Source organism: Haloferax sp. ATB1 (genome assembly GCF_000730175.1).
The window spans coordinates 1-23,486 of record NZ_JPES01000073.1; the positions used below are offsets into that span (position 1 = coordinate 1).

Genomic DNA, 23,486 nt, shown 5'->3' on the forward strand with positions numbered 1-23,486 from the left:
CCGTCCAGTCGGTCGAACGCCAGCTCGGCCGGACGGTCGAACTGGTCGAGGACGCCGACACGCCGGAGGCGTTCGTCGCCAGCGCGCTCGCACCGGCGGCCGTCCGACACGTGACTCTCTCGCGGCAGAACGACACCGTCGCGTACGTCGAGGTCGCCGACGCCGACCGCGGCGTCGCTATCGGCGCGAGCGGGAAGACCATCGACACCGCGCGCGAACTGGCGCGTCGCCACTACGACATCGACGACATCCAGTTGACGTAGGGCGGCGGTCGACGCGACCACACGTTTTTGTCCCCACCGAACGGCGAGCTACGCATGTCGCCGATACGACAGTCGTTGGGGGTCGCAGTCGGGCAACTCGACCCGACGGGGTTTTCGGAGTACGAGGAGCTCGCGAGCGCGACCGCGGGGTTCGCCGCGGCGGCGGTCGCGGTCTATCTCGTCGGTCGGCTGCTCGTGGTCCCCGCGGTGACGAGGCTCGTCGGCTCCCGCAACCGGAACAACCCGACGCTGAAGTCGGCGACGGAGACCTACGCGCACGCCTTCGTCATCGTCGTCGCCGCGCTCGCCGGCGTCATCGGCGCGGGGTACGCGTCGGTCCTGACCGACACGGCGCTCATCGTCGCGGCGCTGACGCTCGTCGTCGGCGTCGCCGGACAGGAGGTCATCGGCGCGCTCATCAGCGGCCTCTTTCTCGTGGCAGACCCGGACTTCAACGTCGGCGACTGGATATCGTGGCCCGGCGGCGAGGGCGTCGTCGAGGCGGTCGACTTCCGGGTCACGCGCGTACGGACGGTGAACAACGAGACCATCTCGGTGCCGAACACGGAGCTCACGACGAACGCGCTTACCCGACCGTACGGCCGAGAGCGCTACCGAATCACCGAGCGCGTCGACGTCGCGTACGCCGACGACACGGAGCTGGCGCTCCGCGAACTCGTCGAGACGGCGCGGGAGGACGACCGCGTGCTGGACGAGCCGGAGCCGACCGCGCGCATCCTCGAATTCGCCGGGAGTTCGGTCGGGCTGCAGGCGGAGTTCTGGGTCGCCTCGCCGATGGACGTGAGCCTCGTCGACGTCCGCTCGGGGTTCCGGCGTCGGGTCAAGCGACGATTCGACGAGGAGGGGCTGACGCTCGGACCGGCGTCGGGACGGGAGGTCAGCGGTCGCCTCGACGTCGACCTCGTCGGCGAGCGCGGCGGCGAGTGACCCGGTCGACCGGGGGCGAAAACGGCCGGTGTGGCGACGGTTCGCACGGAGGTCGAAACGACACCGTCTCCGGGCGGTTTAGTCGCTCTTCGACGCGGAGGTGCCGCCGTTCGAATCGTCGAAACGACCTCAGATTCCTCCTTAGGGGCCGCTAATCGCTCCTGAAGCCGTCTCGCCGGATTCGAAAAGGGAGGCTTAAGTAGCTCCATCTGGAACTGTTGTTCACTATGGCGAACGGCAAATACGCCGCGCGCAAGCTCAAGCAGGACCGGCAGAAGCGCCGCTGGTCCGACTCTGAGTACGCGCGCCGTGAGCGCGGTCTCGGCAAGAAGTCCGACCCGCTTGAGGGTGCCCCGCAGGGTCGCGGCATCGTCCTTGAGAAGGTCGGTATCGAAGCAAAGCAGCCGAACTCGGCGATTCGGAAATGCGTCCGTGTTCAGCTCATCAAGAACGGAAAGCAGGTCACCGCCTTCTGTCCCGGTGACGGCGCGATTTCGTTCATCGACGAGCACGACGAAGTCACCATCGCCGGTATCGGCGGCGCGAAGGGTCGCGCGATGGGTGACCTTTCGGGCGTCAACTACAAGGTCGAGAAGGTCAACGGCGTCTCGATGATCGAACTCGTCCGCGGAAACGCCGAAAAGCCGGTGCGCTAACAATGTCGGAAAGCGACGCACCCGAGCCCGAGTCCCCCGCGAGCAGCGAGGAAGCGAAAGAGAACGCGCTTCTGTTCGGCGTCTGGGACGTCTCCGAGATGGAGTACACCGACCCCAGCATGAGCCGGTACATCAAGCGACGCCCATCGCCCACACGATGGGTCGTCACGCCTCGAAGCAGTTCCAGAAGTCCGAGATTAGCATCGTCGAGCGGCTCATCAACCGCCTGATGCAGACCGAGGACAACACGGGACACAAACAGAAGACGAGCAAAATCGTCAAGGAAGCGTTCGAAATCGTCAACGAGCGCACCGAGGAGAACCCCGTGCAGGTGCTCATCCGCGCGGTCGAGAACGCCGGCCCCCGCGAGGAGACCGTCCGCCTCAAGTACGGCGGTATCTCGGTCCCGCAGGCCGTCGACGTCGCCCCGCAGCGCCGCGTCGACGAGGCGCTGAAGTTCATCGCGCAGGGTACCCTCAGCGGTTCCTACAAGTCCACGACCACCGCCGCCGAGGCGCTCGCACAACAGCTCATCGGCGCGGCCGACTACGACGTCCAGACGTACGCTATCTCCCAGAAAGAGGAGAAAGAGCGCGTCGCCGAAGCGGCCCGGTAATCTCTCCACTCTCTTTCGTTTTTCACCGCGACGAGTGACGACGCCGCACGGCGGGGTCGCTGGTTCGTTCGCCGCTTTCTCGCAGTCGTCGCGCGGCGTTCAGTCGGCCGCCACGCCGGGGTTGACGACGTAGTTTTTCACCACGTCCACGAGCGTCCGGCGGTACTCGCTTTTCGAGGGGTCAGCGGCGAGCGTCCGGAACCGCTCTTTGAACGTGTCGAGCGACACCGACGGCGCGTCGTCGGCCGCGGCGTGCGCGAGGTCGTACAGCCGGTGGTCCGGTTCGACGAGGTCGTGCCGTTCCACGAGCGCGAGGGCGAACGCGGCGTTCACGGCCGTGATTTCGGGGTCCGACCCCGCGGTGACGAGTCGAGAGCCCGGCCGCGCGGGCGACTGCGGTCGGTCGGCGAGCGCCGCGGCCAGTTGCGATTCGAGGAACTGGACGAGTTTGTCCGCGGGCGCGACAGACAGCGTCAGGTCGTCGGCGTAGATGTCCTTGCAGTGGTTGGCGATCTGGTAGCAGTGCGCGAGCTTTCGGCGCTCGACGGTCCGGCCCGCGAGGGCGAGGAAGACCGCCTCGCGCGTGGACTGGTAGTGCGAGACGTGGCCCTCCTCGTTTCGGGCCATGTGCGATAGCTCGTGGAGCGCGAGCTCGCGGGCCATCGCGCTGGTGGCGGCCTGCCGGGAGATGTTGAGGACGTGGTGGTCCTGATAGTGGCCGGCCCACGTGCGGGAATCGGGGTCGTCGCGCACGCGCACGAACACGGGGTACGAAAGCTCGAACTCGGTTTCGAACAGGTCGGCGGCGCTCAAGAACGGGTCTGCCGGTGCGCCCCCGACGACTCGGAGGTCCATTCAAGTTGAGGAATGTTATCAACCAACATGACTCTTGCGCCGACCGCGGCGACGAGATTCGCGTCCGGCGGACAGTCTCGGGTATCGTGACAAAAATGCTCATACCCCGGCGGTAGGGCGGCTGAAAATGGGAAATCCGCTCGGCAAAAACACTACTCTTTTGACCCTCCTGCCGGTAGACCCCTGTATAATGGGCCGACGAAAGAAGATCGTCCAGGAATGTGAGAAACTGATGGACAAGCCGGAGCAGATCCGGAACATCGCCATCGCCGCTCACGTCGACCACGGTAAGACGACCCTCTCCGACAACCTCCTCGCAGGTGCGGGCATGATCTCCGACGAGACTGCCGGCCAGCAGCTCGCGATGGACACGAAAGAAGACGAACAGGAACGCGGCATCACCATCGACGCCGCAAACGTCTCGATGACCCACGAATGGGAAGGCGAGAACCACCTCATCAACCTCATCGACACGCCGGGCCACGTCGACTTCGGTGGCGACGTGACGCGCGCGATGCGCGCCGTCGACGGTGCGCTCGTCGTCGTCGACGCCGTCGAGGGTGCCATGCCGCAGACCGAGACGGTCCTGCGTCAGGCGCTCCGCGAGGGCGTCAAGCCGGCGCTTTTCATCAACAAGGTCGACCGCCTCATCAACGAACTGCAGGAAGGTCCCGAGGAGATGCAGAAGCGTCTCGTCGACGTCATCACCGACGTCAACGAGCTCATCCGCGGGATGACCGAGGAGAAGGACTACGACTGGACGGTCTCCGTCGAAGACGGGACCGTCGCCTTCGGGTCCGCCCTCTACAAGTGGGGCGTCTCCATGCCGTCGATGGAGGAGACCGGCATCTCCTTCGGCGACATCATGGAACTGGAGCGCGGTGGCGACCGCCAGGAACTCCACGAGCGCACGCCGCTTTCGGACGTCGTCCTCGACATGGTCGCGGAGCACTTCCCCAACCCGCTCGACGCCCAGCCCCGTCGTATCCCGACGGTCTGGCGCGGAGACTCCGAGTCTGAAATCGCGCGCCAGATGCGCGAGGTCGACGACGACGGCGAAGTCGTCTTCATGGCGACCGACATCTCGATGGACCCCCACGCGGGCGAAATCGCGACGGGTCGCCTGTTCTCCGGCACCATCCGCAAGGGCCAGGAGCTCTACGTCTCCGGGACCGCGGGCAAGAACCGCGTCCAGTCCGTCGGTGTGTTCATGGGCGGCGAGCGCGAGGAACTCGACCGTGGTGTCCCCGCGGGGAACATCGCGGCCGTCACGGGCCTCCGTGACGCCATCGCCGGTTCCACCGTCTCGTCCGTCGAGATGACGCCGTTCGAGTCCATCGAGCACATCTCCGAGCCGGTCATCACGAAGTCCGTCGAGGCGGAGCGCATGGACGACCTGCCGAAGCTCATCCAGACGCTCCAGCAGGTCGCGAAGGAAGACCCGACCATCCGCATCGAGATCAACGAGGACACGGGCGAGCACCTCATCTCCGGTCAGGGTGAACTCCACCTCGAAGTCATCACCCAGCGCATCCGCGACAACCAGGGCATCCCGGTCCGCACCGGTGAGCCGATTGTCGTCTACCGCGAGCAGGTCCAGGGCAAGTCCCACGAGGTCGAGGGCGTCTCCCCGAACCGCCACAACAAGTTCTACATCACGGCGGAACCCCTCTCGCAGGACATCGTCGACTCCATCAAGCTCGGCGAAATCTCGATGGACATGCCCGAACTGGAGCGCCGCGAGGCGCTGCAGGAAGCCGGCATGGACAAGGACACGTCCCAGAACGTCGAACACATCCACGGGACGAACATCCTCATCGACGACACGAAGGGTATCCAGCACCTCAACGAGACGATGGAACTCGTCATCGAGGGTCTCGAAGAGGCGCTCGACGACGGTCCGCTCGCCGCGGAGCCCGTCCAGGGGACGCTCCTGCGCCTCCACGACGCGCGACTCCACGAGGACACCATCCACCGCGGTCCCGCCCAGGTCATCCCTGCGACGCGCGACGCGGTCCACCGCTCGCTCATCGCGGGTCAGGTGAAGCTCCTCGAACCCATCCAGAACGTCCGCATCGACGTCGCCTCCGAATACATGGGCTCGGCCTCCGGCGAGATTCAGGGTCGCCGCGGCCGCGTCGACGACATGTACCAGGAAGGTGACCTCATGGTCATCGAGGGCATCGCGCCCGTCGAAGAGATGATCGGCTTCTCGTCGGACATCCGTTCGGCCACGGAAGGCCGCGCCTCCTGGAACACGGAGAACGCCGGCTTCCGCGTGCTCTCGGACAACCTCCAGCGCGAGAAGATCATGGAGATCCGCGAGCGCAAGGGCATGAAGCTCGAGCTCTCGCAGGCTATCGACTACATCTAAGCGCGAGCCTTCGCGCCTTCTTTCGGTCACCGGCCCGGGAGCGACCGCAGTGTGTCACACTAACGGTCGCAGCGGTTGCTTCTCGCCGCTCCGTTTTCCGGTCGCTCGGTCGTCCCTTCAGGGGTGAACCGGACGACCAGGGACGCCGACGTCGAGCACCAATAGGCTTCCCGTACATTCGCTGTCCGATGAGAGTCCGAACGACGCCACCGTAACGGGCTCTCGAAACACCGCCCTTGACGTAGTACTGATTGATAAATAGAACAAATAAGAACGGAGATCGGCTTCACCGCCGCGTGGAGTTCGGTTACAGCGTCAGGTCTTCCCAGGCAACGCTTCCTTCGCTGACGATATTCTCCGGTGTCATCTCGGGAGCGCCCAGAACAGCTCCGGCGTTCGGAATCGGAAGCGGTCCGTATGTGTCCGACGGGACAGCTCCGTCGCCGGATACGACGATTCGGGCAACCATCCCGAGGGTGAGGTGGGGGAGGCAAAGCACGTCGTACACGCCCTGTTTCGTAAAGCGGTAGAGCCACGAGTCACCGCCCACCACCGGAGGCGACGTGAAACCGTGTGACGTTGGAACCCGGCTCGGTAACGTGAATACCGGAGGTTCGCTGAACTTCGGATGGAACGACGTCACCGTGTGAAGCCCATGGTGGACGCGGAATTCGACGACTTCGCCGGGACGCACGTGCAGTCCAACCGGGTCGAAGATGAACTCCGCCGGAACCTCGTTCCCTGACTCGGGGTCAATCGGGAAGTCGTCGTGGATGTTCTCTTCGTGGGTGTGAAGTTCGACGACGTGGTCGACGAGTCCCGAGGGAACGGTGTCATCCGCCGAGTACGGCGCGCCGTACACCTCGTCGATTCGGTTTCCACGGCCGCTGGTCGCGGCTGCCGTCCCCCCGAGTGCCGACACGGCTGCACCCACACCGAATACTTTCAGCAGTGATCGCCGGTCGATTCCGTGATTCTTGATGACCTCTATCAGTTCGTCGTCGCTGAGTTCGAGGTCGTCGGTATCTGTTTGTTTGGTCATCTGTTTTCCTGCCGTCACTGTCCCACCGCGTGACGCGGCACGTGATGGCGTGTATACATCTACGGAAACCGGGTTTGCTACCCATCAACTAACTCGAATATTCTTCGCCTAAGGCTGACTTTCAGACGCTCGTCAGCACGACTGAAGCCGTGGCTTCCGCCCCAAATCATGTGATACTGAACCCACTGCGGTCCGTTCTCTCCGACCGAGTCCCAACTGCCTCGGCCGAACTGCACTGATGTCCATGTCAAATGCCAGCACGCCCTCGACGTCGGCAAACCGTGTCGGCTACGAAGGCTTATACCACGTGGCCGAATCACGCATACGTATGCGTAAGGGTACGTCTCTCGACTCCTGGCGCGACGACGCGAAACCACGACCGAACCGCGCGTCGCGGACAACAGCGTCGGGACGGCCCACGGGGGTGGGGCGATGAGCGCACAGGACCTCGACGGCGGGAGCGACGCCGAGACCGACGGGAGCGGCGAGATGCCGAAACCACACACGATTCGGCTCGAACTCGTCGACGAGCCCGGACAGCTTTTGGCCGCGCTCAAGCCCATCTCCGACAACGGCGGCAATCTGCTTTCCATCTTCCACGAGCGTGGGAGCCTGACTCCCCGGGGGCACATCCCCGTGGAGGTCGACCTCGAATGCCCGCCCGACCGCTTCGAGCGAATCGTCGAGGCGCTCCGCGAGGCCGGCGTCAACGTCATCCGCGCCGGCGCGGAGCACTTCGGCGAGGAGGTAATGGTCATCCTCGTTGGCGACATCGTCGATTCCGACCTCTCGGACACGCTCCACCGCATCGAGTCCTCGGCGGACGCGACCCTACAGGACCTGTCGCTGTCCGCCCGCGAGGGGACTGACGAGGCGTCGAGCGCCCGACTCCGACTCGCGGTCCGCTCCGGCCGCGTCGACGAGACGCTGTCGGTCGTTCGCGACCTCGCCGCCGAGAAGGGACTGCACGTCGTCGAGCCGCTCGCGGAGGGATCCCAATGAGCCTCAGACTCGCAGTGCTCGGTGCGGGCGCGGTCGGCGGCTCGGTTCTCGACCTCGCGGGCGACTACGGTCACGATGTCGTCGCGTTCGCGGACTCGTCTTCCTCCGCGGTCGACCCCGCCGGGCTCGACCCGAGCGCGGTCCACGACCGAAAGGAACGCGAGGGCGTGGTCGGCGAGGCGGCCCCCGAGGCGGTGTTCGACGCCGACTACGACGTGTTGGTGGAGGCGACGCCGACGACGCTCGGCGACGCCGAACCCGGCTTTTCGCACGTCGAGCGCGCGCTGGCCGACGACCGTCACGTCGTGCTCGCGAACAAGGGTCCGGTCGCGGAACGGTACGCCGACCTGCGCGCGCTCGAAGCCGAAAGCGAGGGGACTGTCCAGTTTGAGGCCGCCGTCGGCGGCGCGATTCCCATCCTCTCGACCATCTCGGACCTCGGTGCGCCCCACGTGACGGCCGCGCGCGGCGTGTTGAACGGGACGGCGAACTTCATCCTCTCGCGGATGGCCGCCGAGGGACTCGACTACGAGCACGTGCTCGCGGAGGCACAGGACCTCGGCGTCGCCGAGGCGGACCCGACGTTCGACGTCGACGGCATTGACGCCGCGCTGAAGTTCGTTATCCTCGCGAACGTCCTCTCCGACGGCGAGACCGAGTACGCGCTCGACGACGCCGAGGTCGAGGGCATCCGCAACGTCCCGGGAACGGCGCTCGACCTCGCCGCCGAGGACGGTCGGACGGTCCGCCTCATCGGCGAGGCGACGGCCGACGGCGTCCGCGTCGCCCCGCGGCTGATTCCGCAGGGCTCCGCGCTGTCGGTCACGGGCACGCAGAACATCGTCCAGTTGGAGACCAAACACGCGGGGCAACTGAACATCAGCGGCCGCGGAGCGGGCGGTCCCGAGACGGCGACGGCCGTTCTGTCCGACGTGTCTCGCCTCGAATAGACCGGGAGACAGCCTGTACCCCTCGTTTTCTTTGACAGTCGACCTCGACCGGCCGTTCCGTTTCCGCGACCGTGGTATGGTTCCGCAAATCGCAGTACGGCGGTTAGACGGCCCGTAGCGCGTATCGAAATCGTTTTAGGGGTTTCAGCAAAAACATTCCCCACAGAGCGCCTTAGCGCGTGAACACACCAATGAGCGACAAACCCCACCAGAATCTGGCCATCATCGGCCACGTCGACCACGGTAAGAGTACGCTCGTCGGCCGACTCCTGTTCGAGACCGGCTCCGTCCCGGAGCACGTCATCGAGCAGCACCGAGAGGAAGCCGAGGAGAAGGGCAAGGGCGGATTCGAATTCGCCTACGTCATGGACAACCTCGCCGAAGAGCGCGAGCGCGGTGTCACCATCGACATCGCCCACCAGGAGTTCGACACGGACGAGTTCTACTTCACCATCGTCGACTGTCCTGGCCACCGTGACTTCGTCAAGAACATGATCACCGGTGCTTCGCAGGCTGACAACGCGGTTCTCGTCGTCGCCGCCGACGACGGTGTCGCGCCGCAGACCCGCGAGCACGTCTTCCTCGCCCGCACCCTGGGCATCGGCGAACTCATCATCGCGGTCAACAAGATGGACGTCGTCGACTACAGCGAAGACAAGTACACGGACGTCAAGGAGCAGGTCAACAAGCTCCTCAAGCAGGTCCGCTTCAACTCCGACGACGCGACCTACGTCCCGATTTCGGCCTTCGAGGGCGACAACATCGCCGAGCGCTCCGACAACACGTCGTGGTACGACGGCGACATCCTCCTCGAAGCGCTCAACAACCTGCCGGCACCGCAGCCGCCGACGGACGCGCCGCTGCGCCTGCCCATCCAGGACGTCTACACCATCTCCGGCATCGGTACGGTCCCGGTCGGCCGTATCGAGACGGGTACCCTCAACCCCGGCGACAACGTGAGCTTCCAGCCCTCTGACGTCGGCGGCGAGGTCAAGACCGTCGAGATGCACCACGAGGAAGTCGACCAGGCCGGACCTGGCGACAACGTCGGTTTCAACGTTCGTGGCGTCGGCAAGGACGACATCCGCCGCGGCGACGTCTGTGGCCCGGCTGACGACCCGCCGAAGGTCGCCGAGACGTTCAAGGCGCAGGTCGTCGTCATGCAGCACCCCTCGGTCATCACCGCTGGCTACACGCCGGTCTTCCACGCCCACACGGCGCAGGTCGCGTGTACCATCGAGTCGATCGACCAGAAGCTCGACCCCGCGTCGGGTGAGGTTGCTGAGGAGAACCCGGACTTCATCAAGTCCGGCGACGCCGCTATCGTGACCGTCCGTCCGCAGAAGCCGCTCAGCATCGAGCCGTCCTCCGAGATTCCGGAGCTCGGCAGCTTCGCTGTCCGTGACATGGGTCAGACCATCGCGGCCGGCAAAGTGCTCGAAGTCAACGAGCGATAACGATGCAACAGGCACGCGTTCGGCTCGCCGGCACGAGTCCGGAAGACCTCGACGATATCTGCGACGACGTCCGCGAGATCGCGAACAAGACGGGCGTCAACCTCAGCGGGCCGATCCCGCTGCCCACGAAGACGCTCGAAGTCCCCGCCCGCAAATCGCCTGACGGCGAGGGGACGGCGACGTGGGAGCACTGGGAGATGCGCGTCCACAAGCGTCTCATCGACCTCGACGCTGACGAACGCGCTCTGCGCCAGCTGATGCGCGTTCAGGTTCCGAACGACGTCAGCATCGAGATCGTCCTCGAAGACTAACGACGGCGCTGTCCGGGTTCTCTCGGACCGCCCGTTCGTGACGGCCCGCCCGTCACACTCGCGGCTGTCGAGGCGCGCGTCCGGAGGACTCTGCCTCCGAGCTGACCTTCAGCGCTAAGGCGCGTGTCATCTCACTTCCGTTCGACGCGCGAGCAGACGCCCGCATAATCGCCCGACGGAACGGGATGCTATCGCATGCCCGGCCGCGGACAAAACATAGGGTATAAGTGTATCCCACGACTCCGTGGGAATGAGGGCTCGTAGATCAGTGGCAGATCGCTTCCTTCGCAAGGAAGAGGCCCGGGGTTCAAATCCCCGCGAGTCCACTACCATTTTCGCGACGCAACCCAGCGAGTCGTGACTCCGTGAGGAGTCCGACGAGTACCTTCTGCGTCGCGTGATGTAGTGCCTGTTCGAGCGGGGATTTGAATCAGGGAGCGAGAGGTGAGCGAGCGTCGCGAGCGAACGGGAGCGACCGTGGTTCAATATCCCCGCGAGTCCATTTCCTTCGGTCGTTTCACTCCCTCAGTCACTGGACTCGCTTGCCCCCACTCGCTTCGTCTGCGGGCGACCCGTAAGTCGCCCGCAGGGCCAGCGAGACGACACGGTCGTCTCGCACTGCTCGTGGGGACCCCGCGAGTCCACTACTTTCTCTCGACACCAAACCGACGAGCAGTAGCTCTGTCAGGAGCCCTGCGAGTCACGCCAGTGTCGATCGTCTGGATATACGCGACCTCTCGCGGCACCAGAAAGAGCGACTGCAGAGCGGCGAGACCGCGACGCTCGCCGAGGAGTTGGTCGCCGAGGTGTACGGCCTCGACCACCGACCGGACGACGCGTTCTGGTACGACTGCGTCCATCCTAACAGCGGCGCGAAGACCGAGGTCAAATCCACCTCCGTACGGATCGGTGAGAAGTATCCCGCGCACGGGCGCTTTCGGCTTCGACACGACCAGACGCGGTCGTTACTCACGGCGGATGCTCGGGGTGTCGCGTGGTATGCGTTCGTCCTCTACGACTTCGATAAGGGTGAGATTCGGATTCGCCGGGCGAAGCTATCGACGGTGAGCAAGTGGGTGCGCGAGGGTGGTGGGTGGAACGGAGCGGGTCATGAGGTGTTTGAAGAGCAGAGAAAACTCGATGCTGGAACAAGAGTTAGCCACAGTTGAAGATTTATGCTCTGCAATAGATTGATCGAGAGTATACAATAATCAGCGTTTAACGTGTCGATATTGGAATTAATTCTTGAAAACACATACTATAGATTACATTTAATAGACAGCAATTTCGGTGAACTGGGGAGGACTAATAGCTCTTTCTGATTATAGGCATAACTGAAAATACTGTTTCTGGATAACAAAAACTTTATAAGATCACTATCGACGAGTTAGTCGACGGTTTTGTATTAGTTGGAATATGATATGATGATGTCGTAAAATCTCGACAATGATTTATACTATGCTCTAATGGCGGCTTAGAGACCGGAATCAATCGAAATCGTGTTGTCCATATGTCGTAACTAACTATTCTTCCAATGTTACAAATGAGGCGATAATTTTGGGTCACCTAGTCAGAATACTTTTACGTCACGGCATCATTGGCTGATATACGAAGTTCGGTTACAGAACATTCCCAAGGCTGGTCGGTAGATCATGACCGCGTAACATCGCACAGGTTCCAATTGTACCGATGTTACGCGGACAGAGAAGCACCCTGTGGCCGGGTTACCCCAAGCGTTGAGTGCGTATCTAGTCCTCTGGCTCCTGAGGACTTCAACGTTACCCTCGACGCACGGCCACAAAGATAGGAGCATAAATAAATGAAACGTGGATACGTGGCCGTTGCGACGGCTGATTTCGATCGAATAGATACCAGTACATTTCCTCGTCAATCAATCGAGGATGGAGTTGAGCTACTGCGTATTCTAGAGTTGTATAGTACTTACCAGGAGACCCTTGCTTCGACTGCCCCACTTCGGGGACGAGCCGCAGTCCAATCTTTAGATGGTTCCAAACTCCTAGATATCAGTCCAGATCAAGGTATTATCGAAGCAGAACAGACCCGTGAAAAAGTCACAGATACTGCAGAGTTCATGTGCTTGCCCGGTGAATTTGCTGTTGCACAAGATACGAACTCTGAGTTCGTCTTTGATCTCCTAGAAGAAGCTACTGGAGTTGTATTCAAGCCAGTCACCATCCAAACCCAATCTCTTCGTGATACGTATCCTGATGCTCGTATTCCCGGTGGTGACTTTCAAAATACAGATGGTGGTTTCACCGGCTCAGCACATTCACCAGACAACAACATTGAACAGAGCGATAAAATCGGGGAGGTATTCGAAGAATCAGATAAAACTACGCTTCGGATTTTAGTCCCCCACAACGGGCAGACCATCAAACTCTTCGTTACTCAATCTGGCTACGTTCAGGTTGACAAGCCAGCCACGTTCACCCCACAGCAGTTTGCGGGTTTGATTGCTGACGTCGTTCTTCCCCATGCGGAGGTACGGGAATGAGTAGAGGAACTACGACAGTAAACTATGCTGTCGGAAGCCTAATCGGGAACACATTCAACGTGTACCTTCATGGTACCAGTATCATTGCAGTCCTACTACTTATTGTGGGAATGTTGACTGCTGGCTCAATCGAGGTAGCAGTACAGACCGTTGTAGAGGTTTATCTGTCGAGTCTATTCAAGTGGCCTCTGAATGAAATCGTTGCAGCTGACAACTTCGCGGAGTTCGTCATCTCTCACATTATTACTGTTGCTGTGGGGTTGATTTCGATGACGCACAGCTATTGGCGAAATAATCCCAGCTACTGACGGTCGCTGCCTTTCTTTTATTCACAGCCAGACGACTCACTTGTTTTCACCTTTAGCTACTCTGAATTGTGTTCCCAAGAGATTCTAGAACCCCTCTATCTGGTTTATTCCTGTTTGTTATTGGTCTCAGCGAGGATAGATGGGTCATCAATTGCTAACTGCATAAGACGGCGAATCGCCTCTGCGCGCGACAGATCAAGTGGAACAGTACCTTCTACTTGTGCTCTTTTGAGGGCTCAATCAAATTCCTCGGCGAAGTCATTGCTGACCTGCGCGGAGACGTTTTTAGTCCCATTGTCCGGCTCGTGCTCATATTTGGTGTAACGACTTAGTGATTGATGAGGTGTGGCCAATAACTCATTGACTCAATAATTCTTTGGGTCAGTAAGTTATACATCACTATTCTGCTCACTTATTCACGCATGGCACTATCGGTTAACGTCACCATCTCGATGCCCCCAGAGATGGTCGAGAAAGTTGACGAACAGAGCAAGAACCACGGAATGAGTCGTGCTGAATACGTCCGCCATCTCATTCAGCAAGCACCCGACTCGCCATTCGATGAACCAGACCTGCGACTCACCGAGAGTCCACAGGTAGACGCTTAGAAGGGGGACTGGAGCCTTGGAAACTCACCACTCCCCCGCGAGTCCACTACCATTTTCGCGACGCAAGACTATGAGTCGTAACTTAGGGGTCCGACGAGTCACTACTGCGTTGCGGACAGATGCACGTCCAGTTTCTCATTTCTGTCCCATGCCGAGTTGATATGCCACGAAGTACGTACTGAACATTGATATGAGAAGTACGGTGCAGAACGTGCTTAGAAAATAGAAGAGTTCAACGATTGAATTTGGTGAGCTGACGCCAAGGAACCGTGATACGGCCGCAGAGAATCCAATAGGGGGTAGCGAAATAATTATCAGTCCAAATTTACTGGACCATGCGCTGGACCGCCCCTGCATGAAGTCTTTTGGAGGGGATTCCATACTATAATCACACGCAAAGAAATGTTTTAAAATTATCATACGCGTCTCACGGTCTGAGCTACTGCTATTTTCGTGACGCCACCCACCGTGACGAATACTGAGCTGTAGCGTTCGCGGCTACACAATCGCGACCCGAACGAAGTACCACTCTCCCTCGTACCGGACGAGTTCGGGTCGGTCAGAATCGCTGAACGCGAACGGATTCTCCTCGTCGGGTCCGAACGTAACCCGGCCATCCAGCGCGTCCCGAAACACCTCTTTCCGCGGTTCGGAGAGGTTCTCGAAGCGGGCGGTTTTGTTATCGGGCCACGTCTCGACTCGACTTCCGTTCTCCAGTTTCGAGACGGAGACGAACTCGGTCCCGTACGCCGGGTCGCCGGCCGTCGGCGTCTCGTTGGTTGGCGTTGAGTTGTCAGTCGGTATCGGAGCGGTCGTTAGTATGGTCGTCGGTGTTCCGTCGGTCATCGTCGCAGTTGAACTGGGGCCACCGGCACAGCCGGCGACGAGGAGGACACAGAGAACCAACCCGACGCGCCAAGCGAGGGCCATTCGTCAATCTTCACTTCCACCGAACCCGACACTTTCACTCCGCTCATGGCGGACCCTCTTACCGTCTCGCTTCGAGGGCGTCGGTATGGAAACGCGACGAGGCGAACCCCCGTCGGACCCGACGGCCCTCTTTCGAGCCATCGTTTCGAAACTCCGCGAGACGCGCCGCGGGGTCCACCAACACCGGATGGCGCAGGCGCTCCTCCAGAAAGACGCCAACGGCTCGCGGCTGGTCGGACTCGACGCGGACACCGAGCGGGCGGTCTTTTTCAATCCCGCGTCGCGGACGCTCGAACTGATCCCGTTCGACCGGGAGGGAACGCACGAGGAACGCGCGGAGGTGCTGTCGCGTCGGCTGAGCGACCCGTCGTCGTGGGTCGAAGCCAACGCCGCGAGGCTGTCGTGGGTGCACCCGCACTTCCGGTGGGCCTGCGGGTTGGACGACGCGGGGCAGTCGTGAGTCGAGAATCGTGAGCCGTATTCGTGAGTCGCGTCCGACCGCGGTCGGTGTCCAACCGTGAAGAATTATACGCACGCCCCGCGCACAACACGTTCATGAACGACGAGGAACTCGACGAACTCCGGTCGTCGCTCACGCCCTACGAGTCCAGCGGCGGCGTCACCACCTACCAAAACACCGTCTCTATCGCCTGTCCGGCGTGCGAGAAGCCGTTCGACGACTTGGTCGTCTGCGAGAACGACTACAACAGCCTCGAACTGAGTATGCTGCTCGACCTCTGTGTGACACAGCACGACGGCGACGTGCTGCTGTTCACGCACAAACAAGAGGAGTAGACGGTCGCGGCGAGGGAGCGAAGGCCACTGTTTCGACACCTCGGTTAGTCGAATCTGTCGCTCTGCGGTCGGCTCGTCGGTATCGGCTGGTGGACTCCTGTCGGCCCTGTCTGTCAAAAACGAGTCGGTCGAACGGGAGCGACCGCGCGGTTACTCGCGCGGCGGGAGGCCGTTTTCGTCGATGACCTCGCCGTCGTCGTCGACGGTGACGATACCGCGGTTGTTGACCGCGTAGGGGTCCAAGCCGACCTCTTGGAGGAACTGCTTGTAGAGCCGCTCGGCCGTCTCGGCGTCCTTCTGCCGGTCCGAGGCGCGGTCGCAGAGTTCGACGAGGTCCTCGGGCACGTCGTTCTCGTGGACGATCCAGTGGTTGATGAGGTCCGACAGCCGCCGGATGGGCGAGGTGAAGTGGCCGTAGATGTCGAAGTTGAGCGCGTAGTGGCCGCCGAAGGGGTCGTTCATGTACTTCGCGCGGGGCATCACCTTCAGCACGGCGCGCTGAATCTTGTTGAGCGTGCGGGAGTTCGCGCTCTCCAAGGCGTCGTTGACGGCCTTTCGGGGTTCGTCCCACGACGTGGACTGGATGCTCACGCCGTCGAGTTCGGTGATTTCGCGGAGCGCCTTGTCCCACTGGTCGGGGGTCGGCTGCGGGTGGACGCGGTACATCGCCTCGACGCCGCGGTTCCACATGAGTTCGTGCGTGACGGCCTTGTTCGCCTTCAGCATGCACTCTTCGATGATGGTATGGGCGCGGTCGCGGCTCGGGTTGAGGACCAGCGAGCCGTCTTCCTTGCGCTGTTCGTGGAGTTGGTCGGCGAGGTCGAAGACGAGGGAGTTCTCCTCGTGGAGGGGGAGGTCGGGGTCTTCCAGCCGGTTTTCACACTGCGTGTAGGTGAGCCGTTCGTTGGAGTGGATGACGGACTTGTAGATGTCGATAGACTCGAACGAGAGCGTGTCCTTCTTGATCTCCATCTCGACGGTGTGGGCGAGTCGGTCCTCCTCGGGAACGAGGGAACAGACCGTCTCGGCCAGCGCCGGCGGGAGCATGTGGATGGTGTAGGCGGGGAGGTAGACGGTGTTGCCGCGCTTGACGGCCTCGGCCCACATCTCCGAACCGGGGTGGACGTAGTGGGTCACGTCGGCGATGTGGACCCACAGCGTGTACGTCTCCTCGTTCTCGCGGATGCTCAGGGCGTCGTCGAAGTCCTGGGCGTCGACGGGGTCTGTCGTCCACGTCGTGAGGTCTCGGAGGTCCTTGCGGTGTTCCAACTCGTCTTCGATCTCCTCGTGGACGCCGTCGGTGCGCGCACGCGCCTCCGAGAGGACTTCCGGCGGGAACTTGTCTCGAATCTCGAACTCCTCGAACAGGTCCTCGCGCTTGTTCTGGAGGTGTCGCGCGAGTTCGGCGTCTATCTCCACCGGTCCTTGCCCTTCGGCGGTCCCGGCGTACGCCTGCGCGTCGTCTGACATAGCCCCGACTAGACGGGGCAGGGAGAAATGAGTGTCGGGCACGAGCCGCGACGGACGAGAATTGATATCACTCGTCAGCGCGCGTTTGCGCGGACCGGCGACGGGCCGCCGAACCCGTCTTCAGCGCCCGCGCTCGCCGGGGGATTCGTACCGCTCTTTGACCGCGTCGAAGTAGCGAAGCAGGAACTCCTCGTTGGAGATGCCGTGTTCTTCGATGTCGACGAGGAGGCCTTCGAGCTCCTCGCGGGGCTGATGACAGAGTCCGCGGTAACAGGCCTTACAGAGGTGTTCGAACCGCTTACCGTGCCGTTCCCAGCGGTTCCCCTCTTTGTCGTACTCGCGCGCCGCCGACCGGAGGACCGCGTCACCGCATGCGATGCACACGACGCGCTTCCGGTCCCGGTTCGTCCGGGAGCGCCACATATCGTTGGTGTGGACCCAATCGTACTTAGCAGTTTACCCGACACAGTCTGACGCGCGTCGGACGCCGGTTCGGCTCGGTTCATCTCGCGGCGGTCGGTCGTCAGTCGTCAGCGGTCGGTCGCCGGCAGTCGGTCGCCGCCGCCGCCCACTCGACGCGGAGCGGTCGATTTATCGGCCGTGAGCGTCCACGACCCGGTATGAAGGTCAAGTCCCGCCACCACCTCCGAAGCGACGAAATCGACGCGCTGTGCGACTCCATCGAATCGTCCCTCGGCGTCGCCCTCGACGGCGACGCGTTCGAGGCGGTCGAGTTCGCCGACGCCGACTACGAGGTCGTCCTCGTCGACGGCGAGCCGGCGGTCATGTACGTCGACGACCAGCCGTTTCTCACGGTCAAGGGCGCGAACCAGTTCCCGCCGACGACGAACGTCGTCACGGTCGACGCGGGCGCGGTTTCGTTCGTCTCCAGCGGGGCCGACGTGATGCGCCCCGGCATTACCGAGGCCGACGACACCATCGAGGCGGGCGACCTGGTCGTCATCGCGGAGGAGACCCACGGCAAGGTGCTCGCCGTGGGTCGCGCGCTCGAAGACGGGGCCGACCTCGTCGGCGACTCCGGCAAGGTCGTCGAGTCAATCCACCACGTCGGCGACGACCTCTTCGAGTTCTCGGTCTGACCCGCGGTCGCAGGACTCGGCGCACGCCGTGTGCGCTCCTCTCGGCTACGCTTCGGCGTACTTCTCCAGCGCCGCCTCGTACCCCTCCCGCGCCATCGAGAACGTCTCTCGAAGGTCGCGCAGCGGCGTCTCCGTCGCGTCGACCCGGAGGTCGTTGTAGTACGGCTCCATCTCGCGGTCCTCGGTCGAGGTCACAACGACGGCCGCGCTCTGGATAGCGAGGTCGTCGCGCTTGTCGCCGCCCGCGGCGTGTCCCGCGCCGAGCGCGTCGATGAGGCGCTTCGCGAGCGGTTCGTCGCTGTCGCCGTCGCGATTCCGCTCGTAGGCGTCGGCGGCGGCCTCGACGACCTCCTCTCCCGTGAGCAGGTTGCCCGCGACGGTGTAGTCGTCGCCCTCGCAGTGGCCCGCCCAGCCGAGGCAGTCGTCGCCGGTGAAAGCGAACGTCGTCTCGGAGCCGACGCCGTGGAGCTGTCGCTCCGCGCGGCCGTCGTCGGCGTTCAACAGCGCCCGCAGGGCGTCGTCGACGGCGAGGCCGTCTTCGAGGTAGTCCATCCCCTTCCGACCGAGTTCGACGTTCGTCAGCGCCTGTGTCGCCACCGCGCCGTGTTCGCTTGCAAACGGGCAGAGCGCGCCGACGCCCGGGAGTCGGGTCGTCACGGCGACGCCGAAGCGGTGCTGGTCGTCGCCGTCGGCGTCGACGTACGACTCGCGGACGCAGATGCTGAAAGTCATCGTGTTCGTCTCCCCCCGCGCGCCGCGGGGTAAAAACACCCCGCGAAACGGCGCGGCCGGCGCGCGTCGAGCCGAGAAATGTCTGCGTTTCGACAGTCGTCTGACGTAAGAACTAACCCCGTTGTGGCCTCTCTACGTCCTATGGGTATCATGAGTAAGATTCTCGGTGGTGGTGGTTCCCGAACGACCGAGGACTACGTCGAACTCGACCTCGACGACTTCGACACCGCTCGCGGCGACGCCGGTCTCTCGGTTCACATCGCCGAGATCGGCGGCCAGCAGGACGTTATCGCCATCAAGGACGCCGTCTACGACGGCAATCTGGTCATCGCGGACATCACCCGCCACACGACCTCCGACAACACGATGGAACACATCATCGACGACCTCCGGCAGGTCGCGCGCGAGGTCGACGGCGACATCGTCCAGAAGGGCGACGACCAGATCGTCATCACGCCGACGGGCATCTCCATCTCGCGACAGAAGCTCAACGGCTGACGACGGCGGACGACATCTCCCTTCCACTCCGATTTCTCCCCGACTCGCGGACGCGAGCGATGCGGTTCGAACGGCCCGAACCGATGCCTATTCGGTCCTCTCGTTCCTAGAGTCGTCCGAATGAGCAAGGACTACATCGAGGTTCGCGGTGCCGAAGAGCACAACCTCAAGAACCTCGACGTTCGCATCCCCCGCGAGACGTTCACCGTCGTCACCGGCCTGTCGGGGTCAGGCAAGTCCTCCCTCGCGTTCGACACCGTCTACGCGGAGGGCCAGCGGCGGTACATCGAGTCGCTTTCGGCCTACGCGCGGAACTTCCTCGGCCAGATGGACAAGCCGAAGGTCGAGGCCGTCGAGGGCCTCTCGCCCGCCATCTCCATCGACCAGAAGAACGGGGCCAACAACCCCCGGTCGACCGTCGGGACCGTCACCGAACTCCACGACTACCTCCGCCTGTTGTACGCCCGCGTTGGCACCCAGTACGACCCCATCACGGGCGAGGAGGTCGGCGAGCAGTCCGCACAGGACATGGTCGACCAGATTCTCGAACTCCCCGAGGGCACCCGCGCGAAGGTCGTCGCGCCGGTCGTCCGCGACCAGAAAGGCGAGTTCAAAGACCTGTTTTCGGACCTCGTCTCCGAGGCTACGCCCGCGTCGAGGTCGACGGCGAGGAGTTCGACCTCTCGTTCGAGACGCCCGAACTCGACAAGAACTACGACCACACCATCGACGTGGTCGTCGACCGCGTGAAGGTCGCCCCAGAGGCGCGCTCGCGCATCGCCGACTCCGTCGAGACCGCGCTGGAGGAGGCCGGCGGCGTCCTCAAACTCATCGTTCCCGACCCGCCCGAAGACCTCCCCTTCGCCTCCAACACCCGGTCGACCGGGTCGCTCGCGGGCGAGGGCGACGACCGCCTCGTCGTCGAGTTCTCCGAGGAACTCGGCAATCCGAACTCGTCGTTCCGCTTTTCCGAAATCGAGACGCGGTCGTTCTCGTTCAACAGCCCCCACGGGGCCTGCCCGGAGTGCGAGGGCCTCGGCAAGGCCAAGGAGGTCGACCCCGACCTCGTCGTCACCGACCCGTCGAAGCCGCTCAAGCACGTCTTCGAGCCGTGGAGCTACAACCGGACGTACTACCGCCGCCAGCTCGACAACGTCGCCGACCACTTCGGCGTCAGCGTGGACACCCCGTTCGAGGAGCTTTCCGACGAGGTGCAGGACGCGTTCCTGTTCGGCACCACCGAGGACGTGGTGTTCGAGTGGACGACGAAGAACGGCACGCGCCACAAGGAACACCCATTCGAGGGCGTCGTCGGCAACCTCGAACGCCGCCACGTCGAGACCGACTCCGACCGGACGCGCGACCACATCGAGGAGTTCATGGCCGTCACGACCTGTCCGGACTGCAACGGGTCGCGGCTCAAAGAGCAGTCCCGCCACGTCCGCGTCGGCGGCACGACGCTCCCCGAGGTCAACCGCATGACCATCGCGGGCGCGCTCGAACACTTCGAGGGCCTCGAACGCGACCTCTCGGAGCGCGACCGGACCATCGCACAGGAGATTCTCAAGGAGATTCGCGCCCGCCTCGGCTTCATGACCGAAGTCGGCCTCGAATACCTCACCTTGGACCGCGAGGCCGCCACGCTCTCGGGCGGCGAGTCCCAGCGCATCCGCCTTGCCACGCAGGTCGGTTCCGGCCTCGTGGGCGTTCTCTACGTCCTCGACGAGCCGTCTATCGGCCTCCACCAGCGCGACAACGACAAACTGCTCAACACGCTCGAAGGCCTCCGCGACCTCGGTAACACGCTCATCGTCGTCGAACACGACGAGGAGACGATGCGCCGGGCCGACGAAATCATCGACATGGGCCCCGGCCCGGGCAAGCGCGGCGGCGAGGTCGTCGCGCAGGGCGACTTCGACGACATCGTCGCGGCCGACGACTCCATCACGGCCGACTACCTCTCGGGCCGCAAGGACATCGACGTGCCCGAGAGCCGCCGCGAAGGTGACGGCGAACTCGTCATCCGCGGCGCGCGCCAGCACAATCTCGACGACCTCGACGTGCCGATTCCCCTCGGGACGTTCACGGCTGTCACCGGCGTCTCGGGGTCGGGCAAGTCCACCCTGATGCACGAGATTCTCTACAAGGGGCTCGCCCGGCGGATGAACGACAACACCTCCGTCGACCCCGGCGAGCACGACGCCATCGAGGGCTACGACGAAATCGAGACGGTCCGGCTCATCGACCAGTCGCCCATCGGCCGCACCCCGCGGTCGAACCCGGCGACGTACACCGGCGTCTTCGACTACGTCCGCGAGCTGTTCGCCGAGACGAAGCTCTCGAAACAGCGCGGCTACGAGAAGGGTCGCTTCTCCTTCAACGTCAAGGGCGGCCGCTGTGAGGCCTGCAAGGGGCAGGGCAACGTCAAAATCGAGATGAACTTCCTCTCGGACGTGTACGTGCCTGCGAGGAGTGCAACGGCGCGCGCTACAACGCCGAGACGCTCGACGTGACGTACAAGGACAGGACCATCGCCGACGTGCTCGACATGGAGGTCGACGAGGCGCTCGACTTCTTCGAGGCGAACTCGCAGATTCGCCGCCGCCTCCAACTGCTCCACGACGTGGGCCTCGGCTACATGCAGCTCGGCCAGCCGTCGACCACCCTCTCCGGCGGCGAGGCCCAGCGCGTCAAACTCGCCGAGGAACTCGGCAAGAAGCAGACCGGCGACACGCTCTACCTGCTCGACGAGCCGACGACCGGCCTCCACAAGGAAGACGAGCGGAAGCTCATCGAGGTGCTCCAGCGCCTCGTCGACAACGGCAACACCGTCCTCGTGGTCGAACACGAACTCGACCTCGTGAAGAACGCCGACCACATCGTCGACCTCGGTCCCGAGGGCGGCGCGGGCGGCGGCACCGTCGTCGCCAGCGGCACGCCCGAGGAAATCGCCGAGAACCCCGACTCCCACACGGGCCGGTACCTCTGCGACTACCTCCCCGACGTGGACGAGGAAGGCCCGCGGTCGGACCGCCGCAAGCCCGCGAAAGTGGCGAACGACGACTGAACCGCCCGTCGTCGCGGCATCTCGTTTTCGACGGTCGCTTCGCGCCCACCGGGGAGCGACTGCCGGCGGACCTGACATTCGCCTGCCAAACTAGTCGAGAGAAAAACATTTCAAATCGCAACGCGTCATCTGTATGCGTATGTCACGCATACTCAAGACATCGGGGTTCCTCGGGCTGGCGACGATGATGGTGGTGGGGCTGTACCAGTACACGCTACTGGAATCTGGGGGCGTGCCGTCGTGGCTGGTGGGCGGCCACGCGCACTTGGGCGTGCTCTCGATTCTCGCGGTCGTGATGGGCTTTGCGGTGGACGCGTTCGCGCTGACGGGGCGGCTCCGGGCGGCGGTGAGCGGGCTGTTCGTCGTCGGGCAGTGGCTGTTGCCGCTCACTATCTGGGTCGGCGTCGGGCTCGGACTGTTCTTTTTGGTTCCGACGACGTTCCTGTGGGGGCTCTGTCTCATCGTCTCCATGCTCATCATGGCGTGGCAGGCGTGGGTCAGCGAGCCGACGACGCCCGGCGGGATGCCGGGTCCCGCGTCGCCGGCCGACGACTGAACGCGCGCCTCGACTTTTTTCAGCGCCCCCGGAGCCATCAGCGCCGCCGGTACCACCAGTAGCCGACGCCCGCGAGCGCGAGCGCCACGACGAGCGCCGGGAGGACGGGGAACGTCGTCGCCGGTTGGACCACCTCGACGGCGACCCGCTGGGTGCCCGTCGAGAGCTGTCTGCCGGCGTCGTCCTCGTAGCTCACGTCGACGCCGACGACCTGCGTCTTCGGGACGGCGTCGTCGCTCACTTCGAGGTCGAAGACGACGAGGCGCGTTTCGCCGGCGTCGAGCCGGGGGACGAACGCCACGGCGTCCTCGCTCGAAAGCGGCTCCTCGGCGACGAGTCTGACCGTCACGTCGGTCTGCGGCGTCGCCTCGGTGTTCGTCACCGCGAGGACGAGCCGGCCGGTCGAGTCCACCTCGAACGTCGCGTTCCGCGG

General features: G+C 63.2%; 24 protein-coding genes, 1 tRNA gene and 2 pseudogenes. 20 read left to right on the forward strand and 7 right to left on the reverse strand.

What is annotated here, in order from left to right:
* The 4 genes and pseudogenes from ATB1_RS11585 to ATB1_RS11600 all read left to right on the forward strand — a co-directional run.
* Window positions 1-263, forward strand: a 263-nt coding sequence (locus ATB1_RS11585) for a NusA-like transcription termination signal-binding factor (RefSeq protein ID WP_042663869.1), incomplete at its 5' end; no start/stop codon positions are given.
* Between the two features lie 54 nt (window positions 264-317).
* Window positions 318-1,211: a mechanosensitive ion channel family protein gene (locus tag ATB1_RS11590; protein WP_042661919.1), complete on the forward strand. Its 894-nt coding sequence runs from the start codon at window positions 318-320 to the stop codon at window positions 1,209-1,211.
* A 227-nt stretch (window positions 1,212-1,438) separates the two neighbouring features.
* Complete coding sequence (locus ATB1_RS11595) at window positions 1,439-1,867, forward strand: 30S ribosomal protein S12 (protein WP_004044570.1); 429 nt, start codon at window positions 1,439-1,441, stop codon at window positions 1,865-1,867.
* 2 nt (window positions 1,868-1,869) lie between these two features.
* A pseudogene (locus tag ATB1_RS11600) lies at window positions 1,870-2,483 on the forward strand (30S ribosomal protein S7).
* A gap of 99 nt (window positions 2,484-2,582) precedes the next feature.
* Here the strand turns inward: ATB1_RS11600 and ATB1_RS11605 are convergent.
* Window positions 2,583-3,338: a DUF5781 family protein gene (locus tag ATB1_RS11605; RefSeq protein ID WP_042661921.1), complete on the reverse strand. Its 756-nt coding sequence runs from the start codon at window positions 3,336-3,338 to the stop codon at window positions 2,583-2,585.
* Between the two features lie 190 nt (window positions 3,339-3,528).
* Here ATB1_RS11605 and ATB1_RS11610 point away from each other — a divergent pair, with 190 nt between their 5' ends.
* The gene (locus ATB1_RS11610) at window positions 3,529-5,712 is read left to right on the forward strand and encodes an elongation factor EF-2 (RefSeq protein ID WP_042663872.1); all 2,184 of its coding nucleotides are present in this window, start codon (window positions 3,529-3,531) and stop codon (window positions 5,710-5,712) included.
* A 307-nt stretch (window positions 5,713-6,019) separates the two neighbouring features.
* Here ATB1_RS11610 and ATB1_RS11615 read toward each other — a convergent pair whose 3' ends face one another.
* Window positions 6,020-6,754 (reverse strand): plastocyanin/azurin family copper-binding protein, encoded by a 735-nt coding sequence (locus tag ATB1_RS11615; protein WP_042661923.1) that lies wholly within the window; start codon window positions 6,752-6,754, stop codon window positions 6,020-6,022.
* Between the two features lie 432 nt (window positions 6,755-7,186).
* Between ATB1_RS11615 and ATB1_RS11620 the strand changes: the two genes are divergently transcribed.
* From ATB1_RS11620 to ATB1_RS11660, 9 genes are all read left to right on the forward strand, one after another.
* The gene (locus ATB1_RS11620) at window positions 7,187-7,756 is read left to right on the forward strand and encodes an amino acid-binding protein (RefSeq protein WP_004973566.1); all 570 of its coding nucleotides are present in this window, start codon (window positions 7,187-7,189) and stop codon (window positions 7,754-7,756) included.
* A complete protein-coding gene (locus tag ATB1_RS11625) occupies window positions 7,753-8,706 on the forward strand; it encodes a homoserine dehydrogenase (RefSeq protein ID WP_042661925.1) in 954 nt (317 codons plus the stop codon). Before ATB1_RS11620 ends, ATB1_RS11625 begins: the two co-directional genes overlap by 4 nt.
* Window positions 8,707-8,897: 191 nt before the next feature.
* The gene (gene tuf, locus ATB1_RS11630; protein ID WP_042663874.1) at window positions 8,898-10,163 is read left to right on the forward strand and encodes a translation elongation factor EF-1 subunit alpha; all 1,266 of its coding nucleotides are present in this window, start codon (window positions 8,898-8,900) and stop codon (window positions 10,161-10,163) included.
* A 2-nt stretch (window positions 10,164-10,165) separates the two neighbouring features.
* Window positions 10,166-10,474 carry a 30S ribosomal protein S10 gene (gene rpsJ / locus ATB1_RS11635; RefSeq protein WP_004044563.1) on the forward strand — a complete coding sequence of 103 codons (309 nt, stop codon included), beginning with the start codon at window positions 10,166-10,168 and terminating at the stop codon, window positions 10,472-10,474.
* Between the two features lie 254 nt (window positions 10,475-10,728).
* Window positions 10,729-10,800 (forward strand) — tRNA-Ala (locus ATB1_RS11640).
* A gap of 480 nt (window positions 10,801-11,280) precedes the next feature.
* Window positions 11,281-11,643, forward strand: coding sequence for a hypothetical protein (locus ATB1_RS11645; RefSeq protein WP_157837737.1), 363 nt, complete (start codon window positions 11,281-11,283; stop codon window positions 11,641-11,643).
* 650 nt (window positions 11,644-12,293) lie between these two features.
* Window positions 12,294-12,989, forward strand: coding sequence for a hypothetical protein (locus ATB1_RS11650; RefSeq protein ID WP_042663876.1), 696 nt, complete (start codon window positions 12,294-12,296; stop codon window positions 12,987-12,989).
* Window positions 12,986-13,297: a hypothetical protein gene (locus ATB1_RS11655; RefSeq protein ID WP_042663877.1), complete on the forward strand. Its 312-nt coding sequence runs from the start codon at window positions 12,986-12,988 to the stop codon at window positions 13,295-13,297. The genes ATB1_RS11650 and ATB1_RS11655 overlap by 4 nt, the downstream gene beginning before the upstream one ends.
* Window positions 13,298-13,719: 422 nt before the next feature.
* Window positions 13,720-13,905, forward strand: coding sequence for a ribbon-helix-helix domain-containing protein (locus ATB1_RS11660; protein ID WP_042663879.1), 186 nt, complete (start codon window positions 13,720-13,722; stop codon window positions 13,903-13,905).
* Between the two features lie 498 nt (window positions 13,906-14,403).
* On the opposite strand, the gene ATB1_RS11665 is transcribed toward ATB1_RS11660, so the two are convergent.
* Entirely contained in the window at window positions 14,404-14,835 is a 432-nt protein-coding gene (locus ATB1_RS11665) for a hypothetical protein (RefSeq protein WP_052367951.1), read from the reverse strand.
* Window positions 14,836-14,920: 85 nt separating this feature from the next.
* Between ATB1_RS11665 and ATB1_RS11670 the strand changes: the two genes are divergently transcribed.
* Both ATB1_RS11670 and ATB1_RS11675 read left to right on the forward strand, forming a co-directional pair.
* Complete coding sequence (locus ATB1_RS11670; RefSeq protein WP_042663880.1) at window positions 14,921-15,295, forward strand: hypothetical protein; 375 nt, start codon at window positions 14,921-14,923, stop codon at window positions 15,293-15,295.
* A 95-nt stretch (window positions 15,296-15,390) separates the two neighbouring features.
* Complete coding sequence (locus tag ATB1_RS11675; RefSeq protein ID WP_042663886.1) at window positions 15,391-15,630, forward strand: hypothetical protein; 240 nt, start codon at window positions 15,391-15,393, stop codon at window positions 15,628-15,630.
* A 150-nt stretch (window positions 15,631-15,780) separates the two neighbouring features.
* Here the strand turns inward: ATB1_RS11675 and ATB1_RS11680 are convergent, their stop codons facing one another.
* Window positions 15,781-17,100, reverse strand: a complete 1,320-nt coding sequence (locus ATB1_RS11680) for a ribonuclease R family protein (RefSeq protein ID WP_042663881.1) — start codon at window positions 17,098-17,100, stop codon at window positions 15,781-15,783.
* A gap of 120 nt (window positions 17,101-17,220) precedes the next feature.
* Window positions 17,221-17,523, reverse strand: coding sequence for a small CPxCG-related zinc finger protein (locus ATB1_RS11685; RefSeq protein ID WP_004969072.1), 303 nt, complete (start codon window positions 17,521-17,523; stop codon window positions 17,221-17,223).
* A gap of 197 nt (window positions 17,524-17,720) precedes the next feature.
* Between ATB1_RS11685 and ATB1_RS11690 the strand changes: the two genes are divergently transcribed.
* Window positions 17,721-18,200, forward strand: coding sequence for an RNA-binding protein (locus ATB1_RS11690; protein WP_004969073.1), 480 nt, complete (start codon window positions 17,721-17,723; stop codon window positions 18,198-18,200).
* Between the two features lie 45 nt (window positions 18,201-18,245).
* On the opposite strand, the gene ATB1_RS11695 is transcribed toward ATB1_RS11690, so the two are convergent.
* Window positions 18,246-18,932 carry a DUF1028 domain-containing protein gene (locus ATB1_RS11695; protein ID WP_042663882.1) on the reverse strand — a complete coding sequence of 229 codons (687 nt, stop codon included), beginning with the start codon at window positions 18,930-18,932 and terminating at the stop codon, window positions 18,246-18,248.
* 141 nt (window positions 18,933-19,073) lie between these two features.
* Between ATB1_RS11695 and sepF the strand changes: the two genes are divergently transcribed.
* From sepF to ATB1_RS11710, 3 genes and pseudogenes are all read left to right on the forward strand, one after another.
* The gene (gene sepF / locus ATB1_RS11700) at window positions 19,074-19,430 is read left to right on the forward strand and encodes a cell division protein SepF (protein WP_004969075.1); all 357 of its coding nucleotides are present in this window, start codon (window positions 19,074-19,076) and stop codon (window positions 19,428-19,430) included.
* A 120-nt stretch (window positions 19,431-19,550) separates the two neighbouring features.
* A pseudogene (uvrA, locus tag ATB1_RS11705) lies at window positions 19,551-22,497 on the forward strand (excinuclease ABC subunit UvrA).
* A gap of 133 nt (window positions 22,498-22,630) precedes the next feature.
* Window positions 22,631-23,053, forward strand: a complete 423-nt coding sequence (locus ATB1_RS11710; RefSeq protein ID WP_082256383.1) for a hypothetical protein — start codon at window positions 22,631-22,633, stop codon at window positions 23,051-23,053.
* A gap of 37 nt (window positions 23,054-23,090) precedes the next feature.
* On the opposite strand, the gene ATB1_RS11715 is transcribed toward ATB1_RS11710, so the two are convergent.
* On the reverse strand, window positions 23,091-23,486 hold a 396-nt coding region (locus ATB1_RS11715; RefSeq protein ID WP_042663884.1), incomplete at its 5' end, for a hypothetical protein.